The organism is Vibrio gelatinilyticus, assembly GCF_022836845.1.
Lineage (GTDB): Bacteria > Pseudomonadota > Gammaproteobacteria > Enterobacterales > Vibrionaceae > Vibrio > Vibrio gelatinilyticus.
In genome coordinates this window covers 110,147-131,774 of sequence record NZ_JAJNNZ010000001.1, presented here as the reverse complement: position 1 = coordinate 131,774, position 21,628 = coordinate 110,147, and the positions used below count along the sequence as shown (strand labels likewise).

19 protein-coding genes and 4 tRNA genes are annotated in these 21,628 nt (G+C 44.5%); 11 read left to right on the top strand and 12 right to left on the bottom strand.

The window, feature by feature from the left end:
• Window positions 1–70 precede the first annotated feature (70 nt).
• The 9 genes from yciA to LNL84_RS00565 all read right to left on the bottom strand — a co-directional run bounded on the left by yciA (window position 71) and on the right by LNL84_RS00565 (window position 9,483).
• Complete coding sequence (gene yciA / locus LNL84_RS00605) at window positions 71–472, bottom strand: acyl-CoA thioester hydrolase YciA (RefSeq protein ID WP_244354225.1); 402 nt, start codon at window positions 470–472, stop codon at window positions 71–73.
• A 106-nt stretch (window positions 473–578) separates the two neighbouring features.
• Window positions 579–1,124 (bottom strand): septation protein A, encoded by a 546-nt coding sequence (locus LNL84_RS00600; protein ID WP_244354223.1) that lies wholly within the window; start codon window positions 1,122–1,124, stop codon window positions 579–581.
• A gap of 192 nt (window positions 1,125–1,316) precedes the next feature.
• Window positions 1,317–2,561 (bottom strand): dicarboxylate/amino acid:cation symporter, encoded by a 1,245-nt coding sequence (locus LNL84_RS00595; protein ID WP_244354830.1) that lies wholly within the window; start codon window positions 2,559–2,561, stop codon window positions 1,317–1,319.
• 323 nt (window positions 2,562–2,884) lie between these two features.
• The gene (gene trpA / locus LNL84_RS00590; protein WP_244354220.1) at window positions 2,885–3,691 is read right to left on the bottom strand and encodes a tryptophan synthase subunit alpha; all 807 of its coding nucleotides are present in this window, start codon (window positions 3,689–3,691) and stop codon (window positions 2,885–2,887) included.
• A complete protein-coding gene (gene trpB / locus LNL84_RS00585) occupies window positions 3,691–4,881 on the bottom strand; it encodes a tryptophan synthase subunit beta (protein WP_244354216.1) in 1,191 nt (396 codons plus the stop codon). The genes trpA and trpB overlap by 1 nt, the downstream gene beginning before the upstream one ends.
• A 47-nt stretch (window positions 4,882–4,928) precedes the next feature.
• Window positions 4,929–6,293 carry a bifunctional indole-3-glycerol-phosphate synthase TrpC/phosphoribosylanthranilate isomerase TrpF gene (gene trpCF / locus LNL84_RS00580; protein WP_244354214.1) on the bottom strand — a complete coding sequence of 455 codons (1,365 nt, stop codon included), beginning with the start codon at window positions 6,291–6,293 and terminating at the stop codon, window positions 4,929–4,931.
• 19 nt (window positions 6,294–6,312) lie between these two features.
• Window positions 6,313–7,311 carry an anthranilate phosphoribosyltransferase gene (gene trpD, locus LNL84_RS00575; protein ID WP_244354211.1) on the bottom strand — a complete coding sequence of 333 codons (999 nt, stop codon included), beginning with the start codon at window positions 7,309–7,311 and terminating at the stop codon, window positions 6,313–6,315.
• Between the two features lie 19 nt (window positions 7,312–7,330).
• Window positions 7,331–7,912: an aminodeoxychorismate/anthranilate synthase component II gene (locus LNL84_RS00570; RefSeq protein WP_244354209.1), complete on the bottom strand. Its 582-nt coding sequence runs from the start codon at window positions 7,910–7,912 to the stop codon at window positions 7,331–7,333.
• Between the two features lie 5 nt (window positions 7,913–7,917).
• Window positions 7,918–9,483, bottom strand: a complete 1,566-nt coding sequence (locus LNL84_RS00565) for an anthranilate synthase component 1 (protein WP_244354207.1) — start codon at window positions 9,481–9,483, stop codon at window positions 7,918–7,920.
• Between the two features lie 362 nt (window positions 9,484–9,845).
• Between LNL84_RS00565 and rnm the strand changes: the two genes are divergently transcribed.
• The 3 genes from rnm (at window position 9,846) to rluB (ending at window position 12,475) form a co-directional block, all read left to right on the top strand.
• A complete protein-coding gene (rnm, locus tag LNL84_RS00560; RefSeq protein ID WP_244354205.1) occupies window positions 9,846–10,721 on the top strand; it encodes an RNase RNM in 876 nt (291 codons plus the stop codon).
• A gap of 62 nt (window positions 10,722–10,783) precedes the next feature.
• Window positions 10,784–11,404, top strand: coding sequence for an L-threonylcarbamoyladenylate synthase (locus tag LNL84_RS00555; protein ID WP_244354202.1), 621 nt, complete (start codon window positions 10,784–10,786; stop codon window positions 11,402–11,404).
• 135 nt (window positions 11,405–11,539) lie between these two features.
• The gene (rluB, locus tag LNL84_RS00550; protein WP_244354196.1) at window positions 11,540–12,475 is read left to right on the top strand and encodes a 23S rRNA pseudouridine(2605) synthase RluB; all 936 of its coding nucleotides are present in this window, start codon (window positions 11,540–11,542) and stop codon (window positions 12,473–12,475) included.
• Window positions 12,476–12,542: 67 nt separating this feature from the next.
• Here rluB and LNL84_RS00545 read toward each other — a convergent pair whose 3' ends face one another.
• Both LNL84_RS00545 and efpL read right to left on the bottom strand, forming a co-directional pair.
• Window positions 12,543–12,860, bottom strand: coding sequence for an HI1450 family dsDNA-mimic protein (locus LNL84_RS00545; protein ID WP_244354194.1), 318 nt, complete (start codon window positions 12,858–12,860; stop codon window positions 12,543–12,545).
• Window positions 12,861–12,869: 9 nt separating this feature from the next.
• Window positions 12,870–13,439, bottom strand: a complete 570-nt coding sequence (gene efpL, locus LNL84_RS00540; protein WP_244354192.1) for an elongation factor P-like protein EfpL — start codon at window positions 13,437–13,439, stop codon at window positions 12,870–12,872.
• A gap of 180 nt (window positions 13,440–13,619) precedes the next feature.
• On the opposite strand from efpL, the gene LNL84_RS00535 reads away from it, so the two are divergent.
• Complete coding sequence (locus LNL84_RS00535) at window positions 13,620–14,384, top strand: nucleotidyltransferase domain-containing protein (RefSeq protein ID WP_244354190.1); 765 nt, start codon at window positions 13,620–13,622, stop codon at window positions 14,382–14,384.
• Window positions 14,385–14,401: 17 nt separating this feature from the next.
• Here the strand turns inward: LNL84_RS00535 and LNL84_RS00530 are convergent, their stop codons facing one another.
• Window positions 14,402–16,780, bottom strand: a complete 2,379-nt coding sequence (locus LNL84_RS00530; RefSeq protein ID WP_244354188.1) for a DNA polymerase II — start codon at window positions 16,778–16,780, stop codon at window positions 14,402–14,404.
• A 488-nt stretch (window positions 16,781–17,268) separates the two neighbouring features.
• Here LNL84_RS00530 and uvrY point away from each other — a divergent pair, with 488 nt between their 5' ends.
• From uvrY to LNL84_RS00495, 7 genes are all read left to right on the top strand, one after another.
• Entirely contained in the window at window positions 17,269–17,913 is a 645-nt protein-coding gene (gene uvrY / locus LNL84_RS00525; protein ID WP_244354186.1) for a UvrY/SirA/GacA family response regulator transcription factor, read from the top strand.
• An 8-nt stretch (window positions 17,914–17,921) separates the two neighbouring features.
• Window positions 17,922–19,748, top strand: a complete 1,827-nt coding sequence (gene uvrC, locus LNL84_RS00520) for an excinuclease ABC subunit UvrC (protein ID WP_425244277.1) — start codon at window positions 17,922–17,924, stop codon at window positions 19,746–19,748.
• A 47-nt stretch (window positions 19,749–19,795) separates the two neighbouring features.
• Complete coding sequence (gene pgsA / locus LNL84_RS00515) at window positions 19,796–20,353, top strand: CDP-diacylglycerol--glycerol-3-phosphate 3-phosphatidyltransferase (protein WP_244354181.1); 558 nt, start codon at window positions 19,796–19,798, stop codon at window positions 20,351–20,353.
• A gap of 301 nt (window positions 20,354–20,654) precedes the next feature.
• Window positions 20,655–20,728: transfer RNA gene (locus tag LNL84_RS00510), tRNA-Cys, on the top strand.
• A gap of 21 nt (window positions 20,729–20,749) precedes the next feature.
• Window positions 20,750–20,825: transfer RNA gene (locus LNL84_RS00505), tRNA-Gly, on the top strand.
• A gap of 82 nt (window positions 20,826–20,907) precedes the next feature.
• Window positions 20,908–20,994: transfer RNA gene (locus LNL84_RS00500), tRNA-Leu, on the top strand.
• A gap of 27 nt (window positions 20,995–21,021) precedes the next feature.
• Window positions 21,022–21,097: transfer RNA gene (locus tag LNL84_RS00495), tRNA-Gly, on the top strand.
• Window positions 21,098–21,628 lie beyond the last annotated feature (531 nt).

Below are 21,628 nucleotides of genomic sequence, written 5' to 3'. Positions count from 1 at the left end.
AAGCAGCTTTTTGACGATTAATCTCTATAACATGTCATGTTTTTGGCAAAATGTCATCGTCTTCAATACGTTAATTTTTGTTAATGGGACGGGGACGCCCGTTTCCATCAATAGCTACATAGTTAAATGTCGCATCACAGACCTGGTAGCGCTCACCAATCCCATCGGAGCTAACAGGCTTTACCCATACTTCTAAGTTGATAGACATTGACGTAGTGCCAATTCGAGTACATTCACCATAACAGCAAACGACATCCCCAACACCGACGGGGTGTTTAAAGGTAATGCCGGAAACAGACACGGTCGCAATACGGCCATGAGAAATTTCTTTAGCAAGAATACCTCCGGCCAAATCAAGCTGAGACATAATCCAACCGCCGAAAATATCACCATTTGCATTGGTATTTTCTGGCATTGCTAGAGTACGGATGATTAACTGACCTTTTGGAGTCATGTTTGATGTATTTGTCATAGTTATAAGGTTCCAAAACTAAAACAGCGACCCAAAGGTCGCTGTTGTTATCGTGCGAAGAGTATACAAAAAGTATACGCTTCACTTCAACATAGGTTGTCTATGTTTATTCTTGCTTCTCTGTTTGCTCTTTTGGCAGATATTTGTAGATGTAAATCCCGGTGAGAACCGTAAACATCAGGGTCGCAGCCAATAGCCCAAACACTTTAAAGTTTACCCAAACATCCAGTGGTAGTTCGTAAGCGACATAGATATTTAGCCCGGCACAGAATGAGAAGAACGCTACCCATGCCCAATTAATTTTGTTCCATACGTGGTCTGGTAAGGTGATTTCTTTACTCAACATTCCTTTAATCGCTGAACGACCAATAGCGTGACTTACCGCTAGGCCAATAGCAAAGATCGCATACACAATGGTGACTTTCCATTTAATGAAGTTGTCATCGTGTAAAAAAATGGTCATGCCACCAAACACGGCAACCATCAAGAAGGTAATCACCTGCATTTTCTCTACTTTTCTGTAGATGGCATAGGTTAGAACGATTTGAACTGCTGACGCAATGATCAAGGCGCCAGTTGCAACGTAGATATCTTGCATTTTATACAAGATGAAAAATATTATAAGAGGTATGAAATCAATCAGTTGCTTCATTTTTTAGCAAACCCTTGTGAAAAACTGCTGACAGTGTAACGAAATATAAGCCAAGACAAAACCATTTGAGACAATTAGAAACAATTCGCTGTCTGAAATCATTCAATGCCAAGCTGTCAAAGCAAGGTCATTAAAAAAGGCCAATGTATGACTACATTGACCTTTATAGTATAGCTTATCGTTTTATTGAGACTAAGCTTCTTGATTTCGTAGCTCTGGTTGAGTCTCAGACTCTTCTTCTTCAATTAGAGAGTCAACGATGACCGCACACGCAGCATCACCAGTGATGTTTAGAGCGGTACGAATCATATCGAAGATACGGTCAAGAGCGAACAGTAGTGGCAGACCTTCAATAGGGATCCCTGCAGCGAGTAAAACGGCAACAACCAGAAAGCTTGGACCAGGAACACCAGCCTGGCCAACAGCACCTAGCGTCGATGTAAGGATGATTGCAACATACGCACCCATTGAAAGGTCGATGTTGAACAACTGCGCAAAGAAGATCGCAACCAAACCGTAGTAAATCGCATTACCTGACATGTTGATGGTTGCACCAAGAGGTAACACAAACGAAGCCGTTGAATTACGAACGCCCAGTTCTTTCTCTACCGTTTCCATCGTCACAGGCAGTGTCGCCATAGAGGAAGCTGTAGAAAGTGCGACGGCCTGAGGCTTTTTCATCGCCGTTAGGAATTTCTTCGCAGAGGTCTTAGTAAACACTTGAATCATAAGTGGGTAAGCAACAAAACCAAAAATCAAAATGGCTGCTGTATACACCAAGAATAGTTTGAATACGACCATCAGCGCACCAAAGCCGAACGTACCAACAGCTTCTGCCATCAAGCCAAAGACACCGAGTGGTGCAATGATCATAACTTTGTTGATCATCCAGACCATGACGTCAACAATTGCGTTGACACCATTTAGCAATGGTTCACGACGAGTCGACTCAAGCTTAGAAAGCCCGATACCAAAGAACAGACAAAACACAAGAATTTGTAGAATGTTTGCTTCATTAAGTGATTGAAAAACGTTGGTTGGGATCATACCAGTGATGGTAGCCCAGAAAGTGGGTAATTCACCTTTTGAAGCGTATTCACTTGAAAACATGCCTTCGATACCAGCAGTATCGATATTCACACCTGGTTGGAACAGCTCACCCATAATAAGGGCTAGTGCTACAGCCAATGCGGACGTCAGCCCGAAGTAAGCCAGAGTTGTAACACCGACTTTGCCAGCATTGCTGCTATTACCTAACCCTGCAGCACCTGAAATCAGTGCAACCGCAACTAATGGGATAACGAGCATTTTAATCAAGTTGATAAAAATTGTACCAAGAGGAGCAAATACAGATGCTGCATCTCCCATCGTGGCACCGATGGCGGTACCCAAGATCATCGCAATGACAACCTGGACGCCAATGTTGTTTAGCATCATCTTTTCTTTTAACACTTCCTTAACTCCTGTGCTAATTAATTTTAAATTTCCAGTATACTCAACCAATTTAACGGCTATTGGTAGATGTATATTTCGAAGTGTTTTTACACTTTATTAGCACAACGTGCAAGACGGATTTGTCAGATTGGCGCTACAAACTGCAAAAAAAGTGACCGAGAGGTCAATTTGCAATCAAAGGCAAACGTTTGCCTGGCTCTTGTTACTAAAATGGGGTGAGCACAAGGGGCTGGGAGGTTGGTGAAATGAAAATAAAATGTAAAAAAAGCGACCAGTGTGGAGCCGGTCGCTTAGGATGATGTGCTTTATTTTTGTGTCGCGGCTTTCATCTCAAATACGAAGCTTGCCAACTCTGAAAGCATTGATTCTGTATTGTCTAAATTTCTCTCGATAATTTTGACAACCGCCGATCCGGAAATTGCACCAGCAGCTCCGGCAGACAGTGCATCTTTAACTTGTTGTGGCTCAGAAATACCAAAACCAAGCAGTGAAGGTGGAGCGTCATACTTGGTTAAGTTGTCAAGTTGCGCGGTAATCGGCATATTGGCTTTGGTCTCTGTGCCGGTTACGCCCGCTCGCGAAAGAAGGTAGGTGTAACCACCGCCGAGTTTAGCCACTTGCTCAATAGTTTGCTCACTTGCGGTTGGTGGTGCGATGAAAATTGGGTGTACCCCATGTTTTCTAGCAGCCTGGACAAACTCTTGACTTTCATTTGTCGGTACATCAGCAATGAGTACCGAATCAATGCCGACTTTTGCGCATTCTTGATAAAACTCGTTGATACCCTTAGCAAACACTAAGTTGGCATACATGAGAAGCCCAATGGGTAGCTCAGGGTACTTAGCTCTGATCTGTGCGATCAGCTCGAAACAATCAGCGGGCGTTGTATTCGATTCGAGTGCACGAATATTAGCACCTTGGATCGTCGGTCCATCCGCTTGTGGATCAGAGAATGGCATTCCCAGCTCTAGCGCATCGGCACCCGATTCAATGAGAGTTTCCATGATCTTTAGAGATGTTTGAGGAGTTGGATCGCCCATGGTGACAAAGGGAACGAATGCCCCTTGGTTTTCTGTTTCTAGGCGACGGAACATGTTTAAATAGCGATCCATTACAAATCTCCTTTTTCTTTAAGAATATCGTGCACCGTAAAGATGTCTTTGTCACCACGACCAGACAAGTTGACGATGAGGATCTGTTCTTTTTCTGGATCCTCTTTTGCCATTTTGAGCGCGTAAGCCAAAGCATGAGACGATTCCAGCGCAGGTATGATGCCTTCGTTGCGAGCTAAGTCTTGGAAAGATTGCAGCGCCTCATCATCAGTAATTGATCCGTATTCCGCCCTGCCAGTGGCATTAAGGTGTGCATGCTGCGGGCCAACTGATGGGAAATCCAGTCCAGCTGAAACCGAGTATGACTCCTCTACTTGACCGTTAGGATCTTGCATAAGAGGAGCCTTCATACCGAAGAAAATACCGGTTTTGCCATGCTTAAGTGGTGCACCGTGCTGGTCGGTATCGATACCCTTACCAGCAGGCTCAACACCAATTAAGCGTACGTCGCTTTCATCGATAAAATCTGCAAACATGCCGATAGCATTTGACCCACCACCGACACAAGCAATAACGGCATCTGGCAGTCTGCCTTCACGGGCAAGGATTTGATTTTTAGTCTCTTCGCCAATCATCTTTTGGAACTCACGAACGATGGTAGGGAAAGGGTGTGGACCTGCAGCAGTTCCGAGCAAATAGTGTGCGTCTTCGTAACTTGCCGACCAATCGCGCAGAGCTTCGTTACAAGCATCTTTTAAGGTTGATGAACCAGAGTGAACAGGGATAACCTCTGCGCCCATGAGGCGCATTCTAAATACATTGGGACTTTGGCGTTCAACGTCTTTTGCACCCATGTACACGCGACATTTCAGCCCTAGTAGTGCACAAGCCAGCGCTGTGGCAACCCCATGCTGACCAGCCCCAGTTTCTGCTATAATCTCTTTTTTTCCCATACGCTTGGCAAGCAACGCCTGACCAAGAACCTGGTTGGTTTTGTGCGCCCCACCATGAAGCAAGTCTTCACGCTTGAGGTACAGCTTGGTTTTGGTACCTTTAGTTAGGTTGCGCGTCAATGTTAATGCCGTTGGGCGACCCGCATATTCTTGTAGCAATCCCATGAATTCTGATTGAAATTGTGGATCTTGCTGAGCATCGATAAAAGCTTGTTCTAGTTGGTCGAGCGCAGGTACAAGAATTTGCGGAACAAATTGTCCACCGTATTCACCAAAGTAAGCGTCTAATTTAGCCATCTTCATTCCTCTAATTCTTTGAACTTGGGTTAAGCTAACGCTCAACCCTAATATTGTCTGATTTGCGCAAAAGCGTCATTGAGCTTGTCTGCGTCTTTTTTTCCGGGTGCGGATTCAACACCAGAGTTGAGATCTAAACCAATGCAGCCCAGTTCACTGGCTTGCTTAGCATTTTGTGGAGAAATGCCGCCGGCTAGCATAATGTTTTTTGTTTCGTTGAGCAGTTGCCAATCAAAGGAATGCCCCGTCCCCCCCGTTGCACTTCCTACTTTCGCGTCAAGAAGGTGTCGGTCCACCTTAAGTGCGTTGAGGTCAGGCAGTTCACTTTTTACACCGTAGGCTTTCCAAATGGCGATTGATGGCTGCAAAATTTGGCGAAGTTGGTCGATGTATTCCTGTGTTTCGTGACCATGCAACTGCACGGCAGATAATTTCAATTGGTTTGCTGTTTGAGCAACAAAATCGACCCCATGGTTCTGGAAAACGCCAACATAGTTAAGTGGGGCACCACTCATCACCAAACGAGCTGCTTCGAGATCTACGTATCTAGGAGACTTTTCTACAAAGATTAGGCCGCCGTTGACTGCGCCAGCATGATAGGCTTTTGCCGCGTCGTCAGCGTGGGTTAAACCACAGACTTTGTTGTCACCAAGAAGCACCTTACGTACCGCCAACTCAATGTTGTCTTCAGCCATTAGAGAGCTGCCGATGAGGAAACCATTGGCATACTGACTGAGTTCGCGTACCTGTTGGTGATTATAGATACCAGACTCTGAGATCACCGTAGTGTCTTTAGGTAACTTTGGTGCTAGCTCTTTTGTGCGATTAAGGTCAATTGAGAGATCACGTAAATTACGGTTGTTGATGCCAACGACTTTCGCTTGCAAAACAATAGCTCTGTCTAATTCTTCTTGGTTACTAACCTCTGTTAAAATCCCAAGGCCTAATGAGTGCGCCACCTCAGCGAGTTCTTTATACTCGCTATCATCAAGTACTGACAGCATCAACAAAATGGCATCGGCTTGATAATGACGAGCAAGGTAGACCTGATAGCGGTCTACCATAAAATCCTTACAAAGGATTGGTTGAGTCGTTTGACGTTTTACTTGTGGTAAAAACTCGAAGTTGCCTTGAAAGTACTTCTCATCGGTCAATACTGAAATCGCGCTCGCGTGATTTTTGTAAACTGACGCAATGTAGTCCAAATCAAAGTCGTCTCGAATAAGGCCTTTCGACGGAGAGGCTTTCTTACACTCCAAAATGAAGGCTGTGCGATCACCAGAAAGCGCATCATAAAAGCTTCGGTCAGAAGGGGTCAGGCCGTCTTTGAAGCTTTCTAGTGGCTGTGCCATCTTTCGTTCTGCTACCCAAGTTCTTTTGTCGGCAACTATTTTCGCCAATACCGTTTCCATTACTATACCTTCCAATCTGTTAACTGTACGCAGCGAGTTTTTCAACCAACTCGAACGCTTTGCCAGAGTTCATAGCATCTATTGCTTGCTGTGCATTGGCTTTTAAATCTTCGTGGCCAAAGAGCTTCATCAACAGCGCGACATTGACGGCAACGGCGTTGAGTTGTGCCTCTGTCCCTTTGCCTGTTAGGATCTTAGTGATAATAGCTTTATTTTCTTCTGGCTCACCACCTTTTATCGCCTCTAATGGGTGGCTTGTGACGCCAAAGTCGCTCGGAGATAATGTGTACTCCGTGATCGCGCCATCTTTGATTTCCGCTACCAAGGTTTCACCGTGAATGGCAACTTCATCAAGACCACTACCATGAACGACCGCGGCACGTTTCATTCCCATTTGAAGCATTGTTTCGGCAATAGGGCGAACTAACTTGGCATCATAGACACCCATCAGCTCGATATTAGGGCGCGCTGGATTAATTAGCGGACCTAAAATATTGAAAATAGTGCGTGTCTTCATGGTTTGACGAACGGGCATCGCATGGCGCACACCACCATGATATTGGGGAGCGAATAAGAAGGCGACTCCAATCTCATCGACAGCTTTTCGAGTATCTTCTGGGCTCATCGCTAAGTTGATACCAAAAGAATCAAGCAGATCGGAAGAGCCCGATTTACTTGATACACCTCGGTTGCCGTGTTTCGCTACTTTGAGACCACAGGCTGCAGCCACAAAAGCAGCCGTTGTTGAAATGTTGATGGTGTTAGAGCCATCGCCCCCAGTGCCTACAATATCAGCCAAGTCATAGTCTGGGCGCGGGAAAGGGGTCGCGTTCGCCAGTAAGGCGTTGGCTGCACCAGCAATTTCATCTGGTGTCTCACCTTTGATTTTTAAAGCGGTGAGTACCGCAGACATCAAAATAGGGTCGAGCTCTCCACGAATAATGACATCGAAGAGCTGTTGGCTTTCTTGTTGACTTAGCGATTGCTGTTCATACAGCTTATTAATAATCTGTTCCATGTTTCGATTCCTTGAAGTGTTATTTCGCTAATGCCCAATTGATGGCGTTGCTTAGTAAAATTGCGCCGTATGTGGTCATAATGGACTCCGGATGAAATTGAAATCCACACACTTTATCTTGCTCATTAACAACCGACATGACGAGCCCATCAACTTCTGCGCTGACCGTTAATGATTCTGGTACTTTTGTGGCGACCAATGAATGGTAGCGAGCAATGGCCATAGGCGATGGTAAATCTTTATAGATATCATGACCTTCGTGAGACATCATTGATACTTTACCGTGAATGATTTGTCCTGCGCCAGCCACACTACCGCCATAGGCTTCAACAATGGCCTGATGGCCAAGACAAATACCAATCATGGGTACCTTACCACGCAAAAGCTGGATGAGCTCGGGCATTGAACCTGCGTCGGCTGGAGCGCCAGGTCCGGGTGACAACAGAACAACGGGGTTGTCTAATTCAAGCACTGATTGACAAATGGTCTGTGCCTCTATGTGATTGCGATAGATGGTTACGTGATGACCCAGCGTTCGAAACTGGTCAACAAGGTTGTAGGTAAACGAATCAAAGTTATCAATAAAAACAATATTAGCCATGATATTTACCCTTTGTGTGCCGTTTGGATTGCAGAAATTACCGCCTGTGCTTTGCCACGAGTCTCGTCGGTCTCAGCTTGCGGCACGGAATCAAAGACCACGCCAGCACCAGCCTGAACTTGTGCGATACCGTTCTCGACATAAGCGGAACGAATGACAATACAGGTGTCGAGATCACCAACACCATTTAAGTAACCAACTGCGCCGCCATAACTGCCGCGTCGTTGTTTCTCAACCTGGCGAATGAGCTGCATGGCACGGATTTTTGGTGCGCCAGTTAAGGTACCCATATTCATACAAGCCTGATATCCATGCAGGGCATCAAGATCGTTACGTAGTTGCCCTACAACTCTCGAAACGAGGTGCATGACATGGCTGTAACGGTCTGTTTTCAATAGGTCTGCAACATGACGAGTTCCTGGCTCAGATATTCTTGCAACATCGTTTCTGGCCAAATCAACCAGCATCATGTGTTCCGCGTTTTCTTTGGTATCACTGCGTAGCTCAAGCTCAATTCGGCTGTCTAAATCTTTATTGATACTACCGTCGGCATTTTTTCCTCGGCGTCGAGTCCCTGCTATTGGGTAGATCTCTATTTGGTTCGTACCTTTAGCGTACTTCAATGCACTCTCAGGTGAAGCACCAAAGAGTGTAAATAGCTCATCTTGCATGTAGAACATGTAAGGACTAGGGTTGCTGTTTTTAAGCTCTTTGTACGCAGCCAGTGGAGAAGGGCACGGTAGACTGAAGCGTCTAGATGGAACGACTTGGAACACATCGCCTTTGACAACGTATTCTTTTAGATCGGTGACTGTTTTTGAAAAATCATCATCGGAAATATTCACTTGAAGTGGTGCGTTTTCTACCACAGTTGCTGCCGGTAACGACAATAGGTTTTCACATTGCTGAGAGATTTCAGAAAGACGTTTTTGAATGCGGGCAAGCTCGTCGGCATCACTATTAAACAAGCTGGTCTGCAACGTGCAGTTTTTCTTTTGGTGATCGACAACCAATAGGCTTTCTGCCACATAGAAAACATAATCAGGGCACTGATTGGATTGAGCCGCATTCCCTAGAGGTTCGAAATTTGCCACCATATCATAGGAAAACAGACCACCCATAAAAATGGCATTTGGATCGAGTCCAGAAATATCAAAGCTGTGCTGTACAAGGCGCAGTGCATCAAATGACGAGGCTTCACGAAGACGAGAATCCTCATCCAATGTATCGCAAGGTCTTTCAAACTCAACGATTAGCTCGTCTTGAGATAGTTTTGTAGAGAGGGCATCAACAAGATTGTTTGCGATAACTTTGAGTAGATTTTTACCGTTGCTTGTTAAGGCTCTAAACGTCACCTTGTGCTCGTTGCACACGATTCTGACAGCAGAATCGACAATTAACCAACTTTGGAGATCCTGTTTAGAATCAATTTCAGCCGATTCTAACAAGAGGCTGTCAGTTTTATCGTTGCACAACGTATAAAAAAGACGAGTGGGATCTTGCGCATAGGGTAGCTCTAAAGTGAGAACTTCAAGTTGACCTTTCTGTTTGATGTTAATGGCCTTATTCACAAAACCTCCTCCAGCTTTGTTGGTATTTTCTACATACTCGCACAATTAAAACGATTGCCCAATGTCGAATGTGTCTAATTTGTTGCTTAATTAATCAGTTGAACTCATAAGCAAAAAAAAAGCCCACTCATCGGAGTGGGCTTATATTGGATTGCTGTATCGTTACACGCACTCAATCGCCCACATAGAATGATTCCATGTGCGCCACCAAACAATAACAGAGCATAGTACGCTGAATCGTGGTTTAATGAGTGGGTTAAAATCTTGTAACATACAGTAGCAAACTCTCTTGTGTAATTGCGTACTAGTTAACTAGTTTGAGAGCCTTAAGTCAACCATAAAATGAAAATATCGTTAAAATAATGAAGATAGATCTACATAGTCATACGACAGCATCAGACGGACGTCTCACGGTTGAGCAATTGATTGACCGGGCGGTTGAATTCAACCTCTCGGTATTAGCAATAACAGACCACGATACTGTCGACGCTTTACCGCAAGCGCACAAAATCATTGCTGAAAAAAACATTGAGCTTGAGCTGGTTGATGGCATCGAAATTTCGACGGTCTGGCAGAACAAGGATATCCACATTGTTGGGCTTGGTATCGACCGCAACTCCGATGCTTTACAAGCACTTATCGCTAAGCAACAACAAAGGCGTGAGGAAAGAGCCAAGCTGATCGCGCATCGTCTTTCCAAGGCGACTAGAGAAGGTGTCCTAGAAGAAGTACAAGCCATCGCAGGAACCGCTCCAATTACTCGAGCTCATTTTGCCAAATGGTTGGTTGATAACGACTATGCTAAGAACATGCAGCAGGTTTTTAAGAAGTTTTTAACTCGCAATAATCCAGGCTATGTACCACCCATTTGGTGCTCGATGGACGAGGCAATAAAGGCGATTCATCAAGCGGGTGGCGTTGCGGTGTTGGCGCACCCAGCTCGCTATCAGTTGACGGCGAAGTGGCTAAAGCGGCTCATTGCTGCTTTTGTGGAAGCAAAGGGAGACGGAATGGAGGTCGCTCAACCTCAACAAAGTCAACAAGAAAGACGTAACCTTGCAGATTATGCGATACAATACAACCTATTAGCTTCACAAGGTTCTGATTTTCACTACCCATCGCCTTGGATGGAACTCGGCAGGAACCTTTGGTTGCCTGCTGGAGTAGAGCCTATATGGAATATGCTGTCGCTTAACTCAGTATCTAAACCTTGTGGTGATACTGAAAGCGAGCGCTAAGAGCGAGCTGTGGAGACAAATGCGTCTGTCTATCCATACCGCCATTGAATTAAGGAATAATGATGAGTCAGTTTTTTTATGTTCACCCAGAAAACCCTCAAGCTCGTTTGATCAATCAAGCAGTTGCGATCATTCGTAGTGGTGGTGTGGTTATTTACCCAACAGATTCTGGTTATGCACTGGGTTGCCAACTAGAAAACAAACAAGCGCTAGAAAGAATTTGTCAGATCCGTCGACTCGATGAAAAACACAATTTCACTTTGTTGTGCCGAGACCTGTCAGAGCTGTCAATTTATGCCCGTGTTGATAACACAGCATTTCGATTGCTTAAAAACAATACGCCAGGCCCTTATACTTTTATTTTTAAAGGCACCAAAGAAGTGCCGCGTCGCTTGATGAATTCAAAACGTAAAACGATAGGTATTCGAGTACCAGACAATAAAATTGCTTTGGATTTATTAGATGCTCTTGGCGAACCGATGATGTCGACCTCTCTTATACTGCCGGGCAACGATTACACAGAGTCCGACCCTGAAGAGATCAGAGACAAACTCGAGCATGCGGTGGATGTTATCTTGAACGGTGGTTACCTTGGTGAGCAACCAACGACGGTGATTGATTTTAGTGATGATGAGGCTACTGTCCTTCGTGTTGGTGCCGGAGATCCTTCACCGTTCGAGTAAGTGGTGTAAGGTTACAATTGCATTGATAAATAAGGTGCGTTTCCGGATAGAATTTGAGATAATACTCGGCCGCGATTTTTAAGCATCGCGTATTTCAAACTCGACGTCTGTGAAGACGACACTATAGGTATGTAAATGAGCGAAAAATTACAGAAAGTTCTTGCCCGTGCAGGTCATGGTTCACGCCGTGAGCTTGAGTCATTGATCAAAGCTGGCCGAGTCAGTGTGAATGGCCAAGTCGCAAAACTTGGTGAGCGTTTAGAAGATGAAAGTGCCGTGATCCGTATCGACGGTCATACTGTTTCTGCTAAAGCTCAAGAGGAAGTGGTCTGTCGCGTGCTGGCTTACTACAAGCCAGAAGGCGAACTGTGTACACGTCATGATCCTGAAGGTCGTCGTACAGTGTTTGATCGCCTACCAAAAATTCGTGGCTCACGTTGGATTTCTGTTGGTCGCTTAGATGCAAACACGTCAGGTTTGTTGTTGTTTACTACCGATGGTGAGTTAGCCAACCGTTTAATGCACCCTAGTCGTCAGGTTGAACGTGAGTATTTAGTACGAGTTTTCGGTGAAGTAAACGAGCAGAAAGTGAGAAATCTAGTGAGCGGTGTCGAGCTAGAAGATGGCATGGCACGCTTTGAAGATGTTGTTTATGCTGGTGGTGAAGGCATGAACCACACGTTTTATGTCGCTATCAACGAAGGCCGTAACCGCGAAGTTAGACGTCTTTGGGAATCACAGGACACCACAGTAAGTCGCCTTAAGCGTGTTCGTTATGGTGATATCTACCTTGATAAAAAACTGCCACGTGGCGGATGGGCTGAATTGACCCTTAAAGAGGTTAACTATTTACGCACTCTGGTCGAGCTGAAACCTGAATCAGAAACGATGTTGGACTTAAACAACAATACGTCTCGTAAGCGTGAACGCTCTCGTAGTCAAAAAATTCGTCGTGCAGTGAAAAGACACGAAGAGCGCGTGAACACGCCTTCAAAAGGTCGTAGTAATCAACAGCGCCGTAATAAGAAAAGTGCCGGTGAGCAAGGTGCACGAGCGAAGAACCGTCGCTAACGCATTGATAATAGATAAAAAGAAAGGGTAGCGACTAAGCTACCCTTTTTTGATTGTTAGTTCGCTTTTAATCGCGTTTCCAAAGAACATGGCAGAACTTATTGCTCGGGTCTCGGCTAACCAGTAATCGAGCAAATACGTCATCGAGAGTATCACTTTCTTCATCGACCAAACCGACACGAACTTCCGCAAAGTTTTCATCGACCTCAAAGCCGACGTGTTCAACCCAATCTGCTCCAGTTTCAACTAGCTCTGCAGCGCCTCGTTCTTCAAACTGAGCGGTAAAAATAATCACATCAGCAGGCTCTAGGTTGTCAGGTGCCATTTCAAGAAAAATGTCGTATGCAGCGTCAATCACATCGTCGAATGATAAAAGTTCGGACATAATAATTCCTTAGTCTGCTCGGCTCATGTATTTACGTTCAGTCGTATTGACTTTCACTTTATCGCCAGTCGCAATGTATTCAGGGACCTGCACCGTAAGGCCAGTTGAAAGACGTGCTGGCTTGGTGCGTGCCGATGCTGAGGCCCCTTTGATTGATGGGTCAGTTTCTTCAATAATGAGCTCTACCGATGAAGGCAGTTCAATACCTGCCGCCTGATCGTTAATCAGTAAAACCAGAAGACCTTGAGTATCTTCATTGATGAACAGTAGTTCATCAGCGATTTCATCTTGCTTAAAGGTAAACTGGCTATAATCGTCATTGTCCATGAAGATGTATTCATCGCCATCAACGTAAGAGAACGTAACCGCACGCTTAGTCATATCAACCGTGTTAACCAACTCATCTGACTTGTAACGCTCTTCAACTTTAGAACCATTAGCGAGATCTTGACAACGCAGCTTATAAATTTTCGCACCGCCACGGCCACCAGGTGTCGTGATTTCGATATCTTTAATAACTAGAGTTTTACCGTTGGATTCGATAGCAAACCCTTTTTTTAGCTCACTTGCCCTTGGCATGAAAGTATCCTTTATGTTCATTTGTATTGTGCTAATTATATGGTGAACTGCATCGCTTTCCTATAGCCTTGATTCAAATGAATCACAATTAATGTGACAGTGGTATCGCACGGTTAGGATTGAAAGCTGAGGCTCTGCTCAGTAGAATGGAGACACCAATTTAAGTTTTATTGCCTTCTAATGACCAATCCACAATCCCTAGCCTTTATACAGCAAACAGAGTTTCAGCCCGTTGTTGAGGATTTACTTTCTTGTTTACGCAATCAGCTAGGCACCAATCTTCATAGTATTTATATCTATGGTAGTGTTGCGAAGGGTACAGCGATTATCGGGCAATCCAATTTGGATGTTGTGGTTGTGAGTAAGCAAGACTTTTCAACGCAAAAGCAATCACTTTTTAATTCCATTAATTGGCGCTTTCAACGAGAGTTTCCTCAGGTAAATGGGGTATCGATTAGAACGGCATTAGTCGAGGATATTACCTGCCTCGATGCCATTTTTACGTGGGGTTTCTTACTTAAGCAGTGCTGCACCTGCGTGTATGGTGATGATCTTTCGGAGTGTTTTGGTGAATATGTTCCGAGCTGGGAGATCGCCAAACACTGGAACAACGATACTGAAACTTGGCTAAAGCACTATCGAATGGTAGTGGCCAAAGCGCAAGATCTCGATACGCAAGTAACAGCTCAACAGACCATCGCTAAAAAACTGCTAAGAGCCAGTTATTCTCTGGTGTTACACAAATCCAAACGCTGGCTTGATTGCCCGAGAGAGTGTGGGGAACAATTCGTAAAATACTATCCAGAGCAGGCGAAGTATATCGAACGTCTTAACATCTTATTGGGTCAGCGAGCGATAGCAAAACGTTCTGTGGTGGGGTTGCTTGATTTTTACGGTGAATGGCTTGCTGAAGAATACAAAAAAACAGAATTTAAAATTGGTTGAGCGCCAGTGAGCCCTACTTAGAATAAGCCCAGCTGAGGCGCATTTAGTGCGTCAAAATCTAAGCCAATGAAAGGCAATATTGCGTCAGCAACGGGCTTGAGCTGTTTATCGATATAGTGCTGATAGTCGATAGAACTTTTACGATATTCGACTGGTTCAGGACCGTTGAGCGTGATGATGTATTCAATCCGACCGCGATTTTGGTACTGTAACGGTCGCCCTAATTGTTGATTGATGTTATCGGCAATACGCGCCGCCCGAACCTGAGGTGGAATATTTTTTTGATAGTCATGTAGGCGTCTACGTAGCCTTTTTTGGTAGATCAAGTCATCGTCATGCTTTCCTGCTAGAGTTTCCTCGACCACTTGTCTTATATAATTTGTAGGATCTTGGTCATGAAAGATCATCTGATACAGTTGCCGCTGAAAATGTTGCGACAAGGGGGTCCAGTCGGTACGCACACTCTCTAGCCCCTTGAAGATAAGCTGCTCATTATCGCCTTCTCCAATCACACCAGCGTAGCGCTTCTTAGACCCAGTCTCTGAGCCTCGGATCGTCGGCATCAGAAACTTGCGGTAATGAGTTTCATACTCTAGCTCCAAAAAGCAATCTAGGTTGTACTGCTCTCGAAGGTGGCGACGCCATGCTGCGTTGATCGTTTCGACTAATTGATTGCCGACTTCATCAGCCTCGGTCTGTGAGTGACTGCTTCCAAGGTGTACAAAAACTGAGTCCGTATCTCCATAGATTACGATATACCCTTGCTCTTCAATCATATCTTTAGTGCGTGCAAGCACCTCGTGTCCTCGCATTGTGATAGACGAAGCAAGCCGTGTATCAAAGAAGCGGCAACCGGAAGAACCCAATACACCGTAAAATGAGTTCATGATGATCTTGATTGCTTGCGAGAAGGGGAGGTCGTTGTTCTTTTTGGCAATGTCGCGTGCCGCCCATAACTCGGCAATCAAATTGGGTAAAAAGTGATGTTCTCGGTGAAACTGGGCCCCGCGAAAGCCCTCAACGGCTTGCTCGTCACCTGGTCCCACAGCAAGCTTTAACCCTTCGATTAGCCCCATTGGGTCAATCAAAAACGACCGAATGATTGAGGGGTATAGACTCTTAAAATCCAATACCAGTACTGAATCATACAGGTCTGGCAGCGAGTCCATGACATAGCCACCAGGGCTGCCCACCCAAGTTTCAGGCTCTAGATTAGGGGCTATGTATCCTGCTCTGTGCATTCGAGGCAGGTAAAGGTTAGAAAAAGCTGCAACAGAGCCTCCCAATCTATCGAGTTCAATACCTGTGAGCTTGGTGCGCTCAATAGCAAATTCTAAAAGGTGCGTTTTGGCAAAGATCTTGTTAACCAGTACACAGTCTTGTAGGTTATATTTTGCGAGAGAAGGCTTGTCCTTACGAAACATCGTATTAATCTCATCCATGCGGTCATGGACGTTATGAATGGCTTTGCCTTCGCCGAGTAATTGCTGAGACACAGATTCTAGCGACCAAGAACGAAAGTTATAGGTCGCCGTTTTCAGCATATCGATACCGTCTAAAACAACTCTACCTGGAAGGGTAATAAAGCTTTGTTGACTGCTGGATAAGGTTCTAAAATAACTGTTTTGTCCGCCGCGACCTAGCCGCAACTTCAGCTTATAGATTTCAGCGCGTTTATGGAGCAATTTGAAATCAAAGTCGATGACATTCCAGCCAACAATGATATCTGGGTCAAATTTATAAAACCATTGCTCCAATGCCTGTAAAAGAGCTTTTTCATCATTGACCCATTGAACACTGGTCTCAGAGGGCTGAGGTTGACCTACCATCAAAACGCGATTATCCATTGCACTAGCGAGGCCAATTGAATACAGCACACCTTTTTCAGAGCATTCAATATCAAGGGAAACTTGGGAGAGAGAAGGTTGATGCGGTGCTGCCTTACACTTGGCATTAGTGACTCTTATATACTGCTGAGGGGTGTTTTTATTGAGGACTTCTATGTCGCCAGTAAAGGCCAAGCTGCCCTGGATAAATCTTTCCATTAAATAGCGATCGGCTAATTTGATATCGGCTTCATAGACATTGATATCGTGCTGCTGAAAGTGAGACGCTAACATTCGGGAAGTGGCTAGGGACTGACAGTAGACACCAGAAACGGGTTCCTGTTGGAATGTGGTTTGTGGCAGCGGTTTAATTTGCACGTGGAGTGCCAGTTTTTCCGCTAACGTTTTTGCATTGCGCTCAGATGACTGGGTGATAAAAAATACCGGATGCTCTCCATCAATTAGCAGTTGTGCAGGACCTTGGTCAGTTTGTACCCACAGTTCAACTTGTGCGTATTTGCGAAAGTCGCGTGAATGACGGGTAAGTAAAAAGCCTGTATGTACGTCCAAAATAGCGAAAGTCCTAATTCGTATTGAAGCCATGCTATATAAAATGAGCTTGGCTTTTATGAGCGGTTCATTATCGGTTATTCCCTTGACAATTACGCGTCATGCCCACAATGGAGAATAAAATGAGAAATGAACTAAACTAAGTGATTATACCCCGACAGGATATAGAGTGACACAACTAGAAGATTTGTAATATTTTATTGGCTAATAAGATAGGGATTTCATAACAAGTTCCTACAACTTTTCTTGTCAAATCGGATAGTTATCCATCCAAAAGCTGTTGGTTGGTTGATTTGTAACCTGATGATTTTTAAGTTTTTATGATTGACGAATATGGCATTTGGACGTAATGTGTTTGCGAAAGTTTGCGCTTGAACACACTATGAATGAAAGCTTTTTAGTTCAAGTTGCGATATGATGATAGACCATGCTGCTATCCACTATCTAGAGTGGTTGCAGAGCCAATAAATGATTGTGGAGATGCAAGTTTGATTAATGTTTTCCTTGTAGATGATCACGAGCTGGTTCGCACAGGGATCCGACGTATTATTGAAGACGTCCGTGGAATGAGTGTAGCAGGGGAAGCTGAAAGCGGTGAAGATGCAGTAAAGTGGTGCCGTAGCCACCATACTGACGTGATTTTAATGGATATGAATATGCCTGGGATCGGTGGCCTTGAAGCAACGAAAAAGATCTTAAGACATAATCCAGACGTTAAGATCATTGTGTTGACCGTTCATACGGAGAATCCATTTCCAACTAAAGTGATGCAAGCTGGTGCGGCAGGTTACCTAACAAAAGGTGCAGCTCCTGATGAAATGGTGAATGCTATCCGTCTTGTCAACAGTGGTCAGCGCTATATATCGCCTGAAATTGCCCAACAAATGGCCTTAAGCCAGTTCTCTTCTGCGTCCGAAAACCCTTTTAAGGATCTTTCGGAGCGCGAGCTGCAAATCATGATGATGATAACCAAAGGGCAAAAGGTTACCGATATTTCTGAGCAGCTCAGTTTGAGTCCTAAAACTGTCAATAGTTATCGTTATCGTTTGTTTAGTAAACTCGACATAAATGGTGACGTTGAGCTGACTCACCTAGCGATCCGATATGGGATGTTAGATACAGAGACCTTGTAGTGTCATCCATCCTTTTTGATTCGACAGCCTTTTTAAACACAGTGACAAACCAACCCGGCGTATACAGAATGTATGACGCCGAGTCGGTTGTAATTTATGTTGGTAAAGCAAAAGATTTAAAAAAACGCTTATCTAGCTACTTTAGAAAGACGGTTGATAGAGAAAAAACTCGCGCTTTGGTCAGTCATATCAATAAGATTGATGTGACAGTCACTCACACTGAAACCGAAGCGTTAATCCTTGAACACAATTACATAAAGCAGTACCTTCCAAAGTACAATGTGCTACTAAGGGATGATAAATCTTACCCTTATATTTACATTTCAGCGCACCAACATCCTCGCCTTTCTATTCATCGTGGTGCTAAGCGCAAGAAAGGGGAGTACTTTGGCCCTTATCCCGATTCAGGTGCGGTGCGTCAGACACTGCACTTAATTCAAAAAATATTTCCAGTCAGGCAGTGTGAAGATTCCGTCTATGCCAATCGCAGTCGACCGTGCTTAATGTATCAAATTGGTCGTTGTGCGGGTCCCTGTGTCAGTTCCATCATCTCTGATGAAGAATATCAAGAAGTTGTTAACTATGTGCGGTTGTTCTTGCAAGGAAAAGACAACAAGGTTCTGCAGATCCTTGTTGATAAAATGGACCAAGCAAGTCAGGCTTTGAAATTTGAAGATGCGGCAAAATACCGCGATCAAATTCAAGCGATTCGTCGTATACAAGAGCAACAGTTTGTCTCGGAAGATAGCGACGACGATATGGATGTTCTGGGTTTTGCCCAAGAAAATGGCGTGGCGTGTATTCATATTTTGATGATAAGGCAAGGAAAAATACTTGGAAGTCGTAGCCACTTTCCCAAAGTTCCTCGTAATACATCTGAGCAAGAAGTGTTTTACAGTTTCATCAGTCAGTACTATTTGAATCAACGCGAATCTCGTACTATTCCTACGCGTATCATTCATGGTGATAACTTAATCGATGATGTCGAGCCACTGCAAAGTGCCTTGTCAGAGTTAGCTAATCATAAAGTTATTTTCCATGTGAACCCAAAACGCAGCAGAGCTCAGTACCTAAAGCTTTCTAATACCAATGCACTTACCGCCATTACGACGAAGATCAATCACAAAATGACCATCAACAAGAGGTTTAAGGCTCTGCAAGATGTAATGGGCATGGAGTCGATCGCTCGCATGGAATGTTTTGATATCAGTCATACGATGGGTGAAAGTACGATAGCGTCTTGCGTGGTATTCAACCAAGAGGGACCACTCAAGCAAGAGTACCGCCGTTATAATATTACCGGTATTACCGGTGGTGATGACTACGCGGCTATGGGGCAAGTGTTAGAGCGTCGATATTCGAAGCAGATTGATGTTGATCGCATCCCTGATATCATTTTTATTGATGGTGGTAAGGGACAGCTCAACAGAGCGGTTGAAATCGTGTCGAAGTATTGGCACGACTGGCCGAAGTTACCCAAAATCATTGGTATTGCCAAAGGGGTGACGCGTAAGCCCGGTCTTGAAACACTCATCACTAACGATGGGACAGAGTTTAACCTTCCCAGCGATGCCCCAGCATTGCATTTGATCCAACACATTCGTGATGAAAGTCATAACCACGCAATTGCAGGGCACCGAGCTAAGCGAGCTAAAACTCGCCGAGTCAGCCCGCTAGAAGGTATTGAAGGCGTCGGACCAAAACGCAGACAAGCACTGTTAAAATTTATGGGCGGGATCCAAGAATTACGCAGAGCAAGTGTAGAGGAAATAGCCAAAGTGCCAGGAATTAGCATTTCTTTGGCAGAAAACATTTATCAAGCATTGAAACAGTAGCCAAAATGCCTCACCATTGAAGCGCACTAATAAAGAGTCCAATAACTATGCGTTTAAACATACCTAACATTTTGTCGTTGCTGAGATTATTTTTGATCCCAGTTTTTGTCGTTGTATTCTACTTACCATACTCTTGGGCGCCTTTCGCAGCAGCAATGGTATTTTGGGTAGCAGGCTTTACCGATTGGCTTGATGGCATGTTGGCCCGTAAATTAGGGCAGACATCACGATTTGGTGCGTTTATTGACCCTGTAGCAGACAAAGTTCTCGTCGCGACAGCATTGATTTTGATTACTGAGCATTTTCACTCTATCTGGGTCACGATTCCAGCCGTCACTATGATTGCAAGAGAAATCATTATTTCGGCATTACGTGAATGGATGGCTGAAATTGGTAAGAGAGCCAGTGTTGCGGTCTCTTGGGTCGGAAAGGTGAAAACAGTGACACAAATGTTTGCTTTGTGGGTGCTTATTTGGCGCTATGACGATTGGATGGTTTGGGTTGGTTACGTAGCTTTGTACGTGGCGACAATATTAACTTACTGGTCGATGATGCAGTATTTATCTGCAGCGAAGCACGACCTGCTAAACGCTGATAACGAATAGTGAGAGAAAGCGAGCAAGAGCTCGCTTTTTTTATGCTAGAAACTGGCCTTTGAACTCTAGACTCTGAGTTATAGCGATAAACTGAGCTAGTCCACTGCCGTGTTTGTGCCTTTTAATTAAGGTTATCTTTTCGAAAATAGCCTCTATAGCGCTGGATAACTGAGCAAATCAACGCATTTTGAGTGTTAATTAGACAAACGATTCAAATTATTAAAAATACTGTTGACTCATTGCCTCGATTACGTAAAATGCATCCCGTACTCAAGAGCAACGGCATAAAGCGGAAGCGAAGAGTTACAGAGGCGCCTTGGCAGAGTGGCTATGCAGCGGATTGCAAATCCGTGGACCTCGGTTCGACTCCGGGAGGCGCCTCCATTTTCTCGCTAGAGAAATATTGCGACACTAGCTCAGCTGGTAGAGCGCAACCTTGCCAAGGTTGAGGTCACGAGTTCGAACCTCGTGTGTCGCTCCAAATTTTAAAATGTGGTGTTATTAAACGTTACATAAGATGGTGTTTTACTTTTCAGTAATCGGCATCGCAACAAGTTTTGCGTGCCCTGGTGGTGGAATTGGTAGACACAAGGGATTTAAAATCCCTCGGCGTTCGCGCTGTGCCGGTTCAAGTCCGGCCCGGGGCACCATCTAATAACCTACCATTAGGTAGAAATGCGACACTAGCTCAGCTGGTAGAGCGCAACCTTGCCAAGGTTGAGGTCACGAGTTCGAACCTCGTGTGTCGCTCCAAATTAGAAGCCCTAGCAGAAATGCTGGGGCTTTTTGGTTTCCGCTCTGAATAAAGCCATTCGTCAACCAACCGTTTTCTGTTCACTTATCGTCGAGCTATTATCATAGCAAGAGCATCTATATCAACAGCGTCGACGATGCACGGGCGCTTATCTAGGATTAGACCTAATTGTCTGTTCTTAAGTGACGAACTAGATTGGTTTCGGCCATTTTTTGGATGTCACGAAACATTTGGTCAAATTATAGCTCTGAAATATCGCTATTAACCTATTGCGACATCAATATCATTTGTGATATTTTTCTGCGCAATCTCGGTATGAATCTGGGGGATACGCGTTGTGAACATTCAGGCTGATTGTGACACAGCGTAGGGTAGGTACTGATTATGCCAATAATCAGTAGACGGGATACTAATGTCGTAAGGCGACATGATAATGGGAAACCCAACATTGAAAACAACAAACACACATTTTTTAATCAGCTTTGTACCTTCTATCTGTGTTCTGCGTGTAAACAGCAGTATCACCGAGC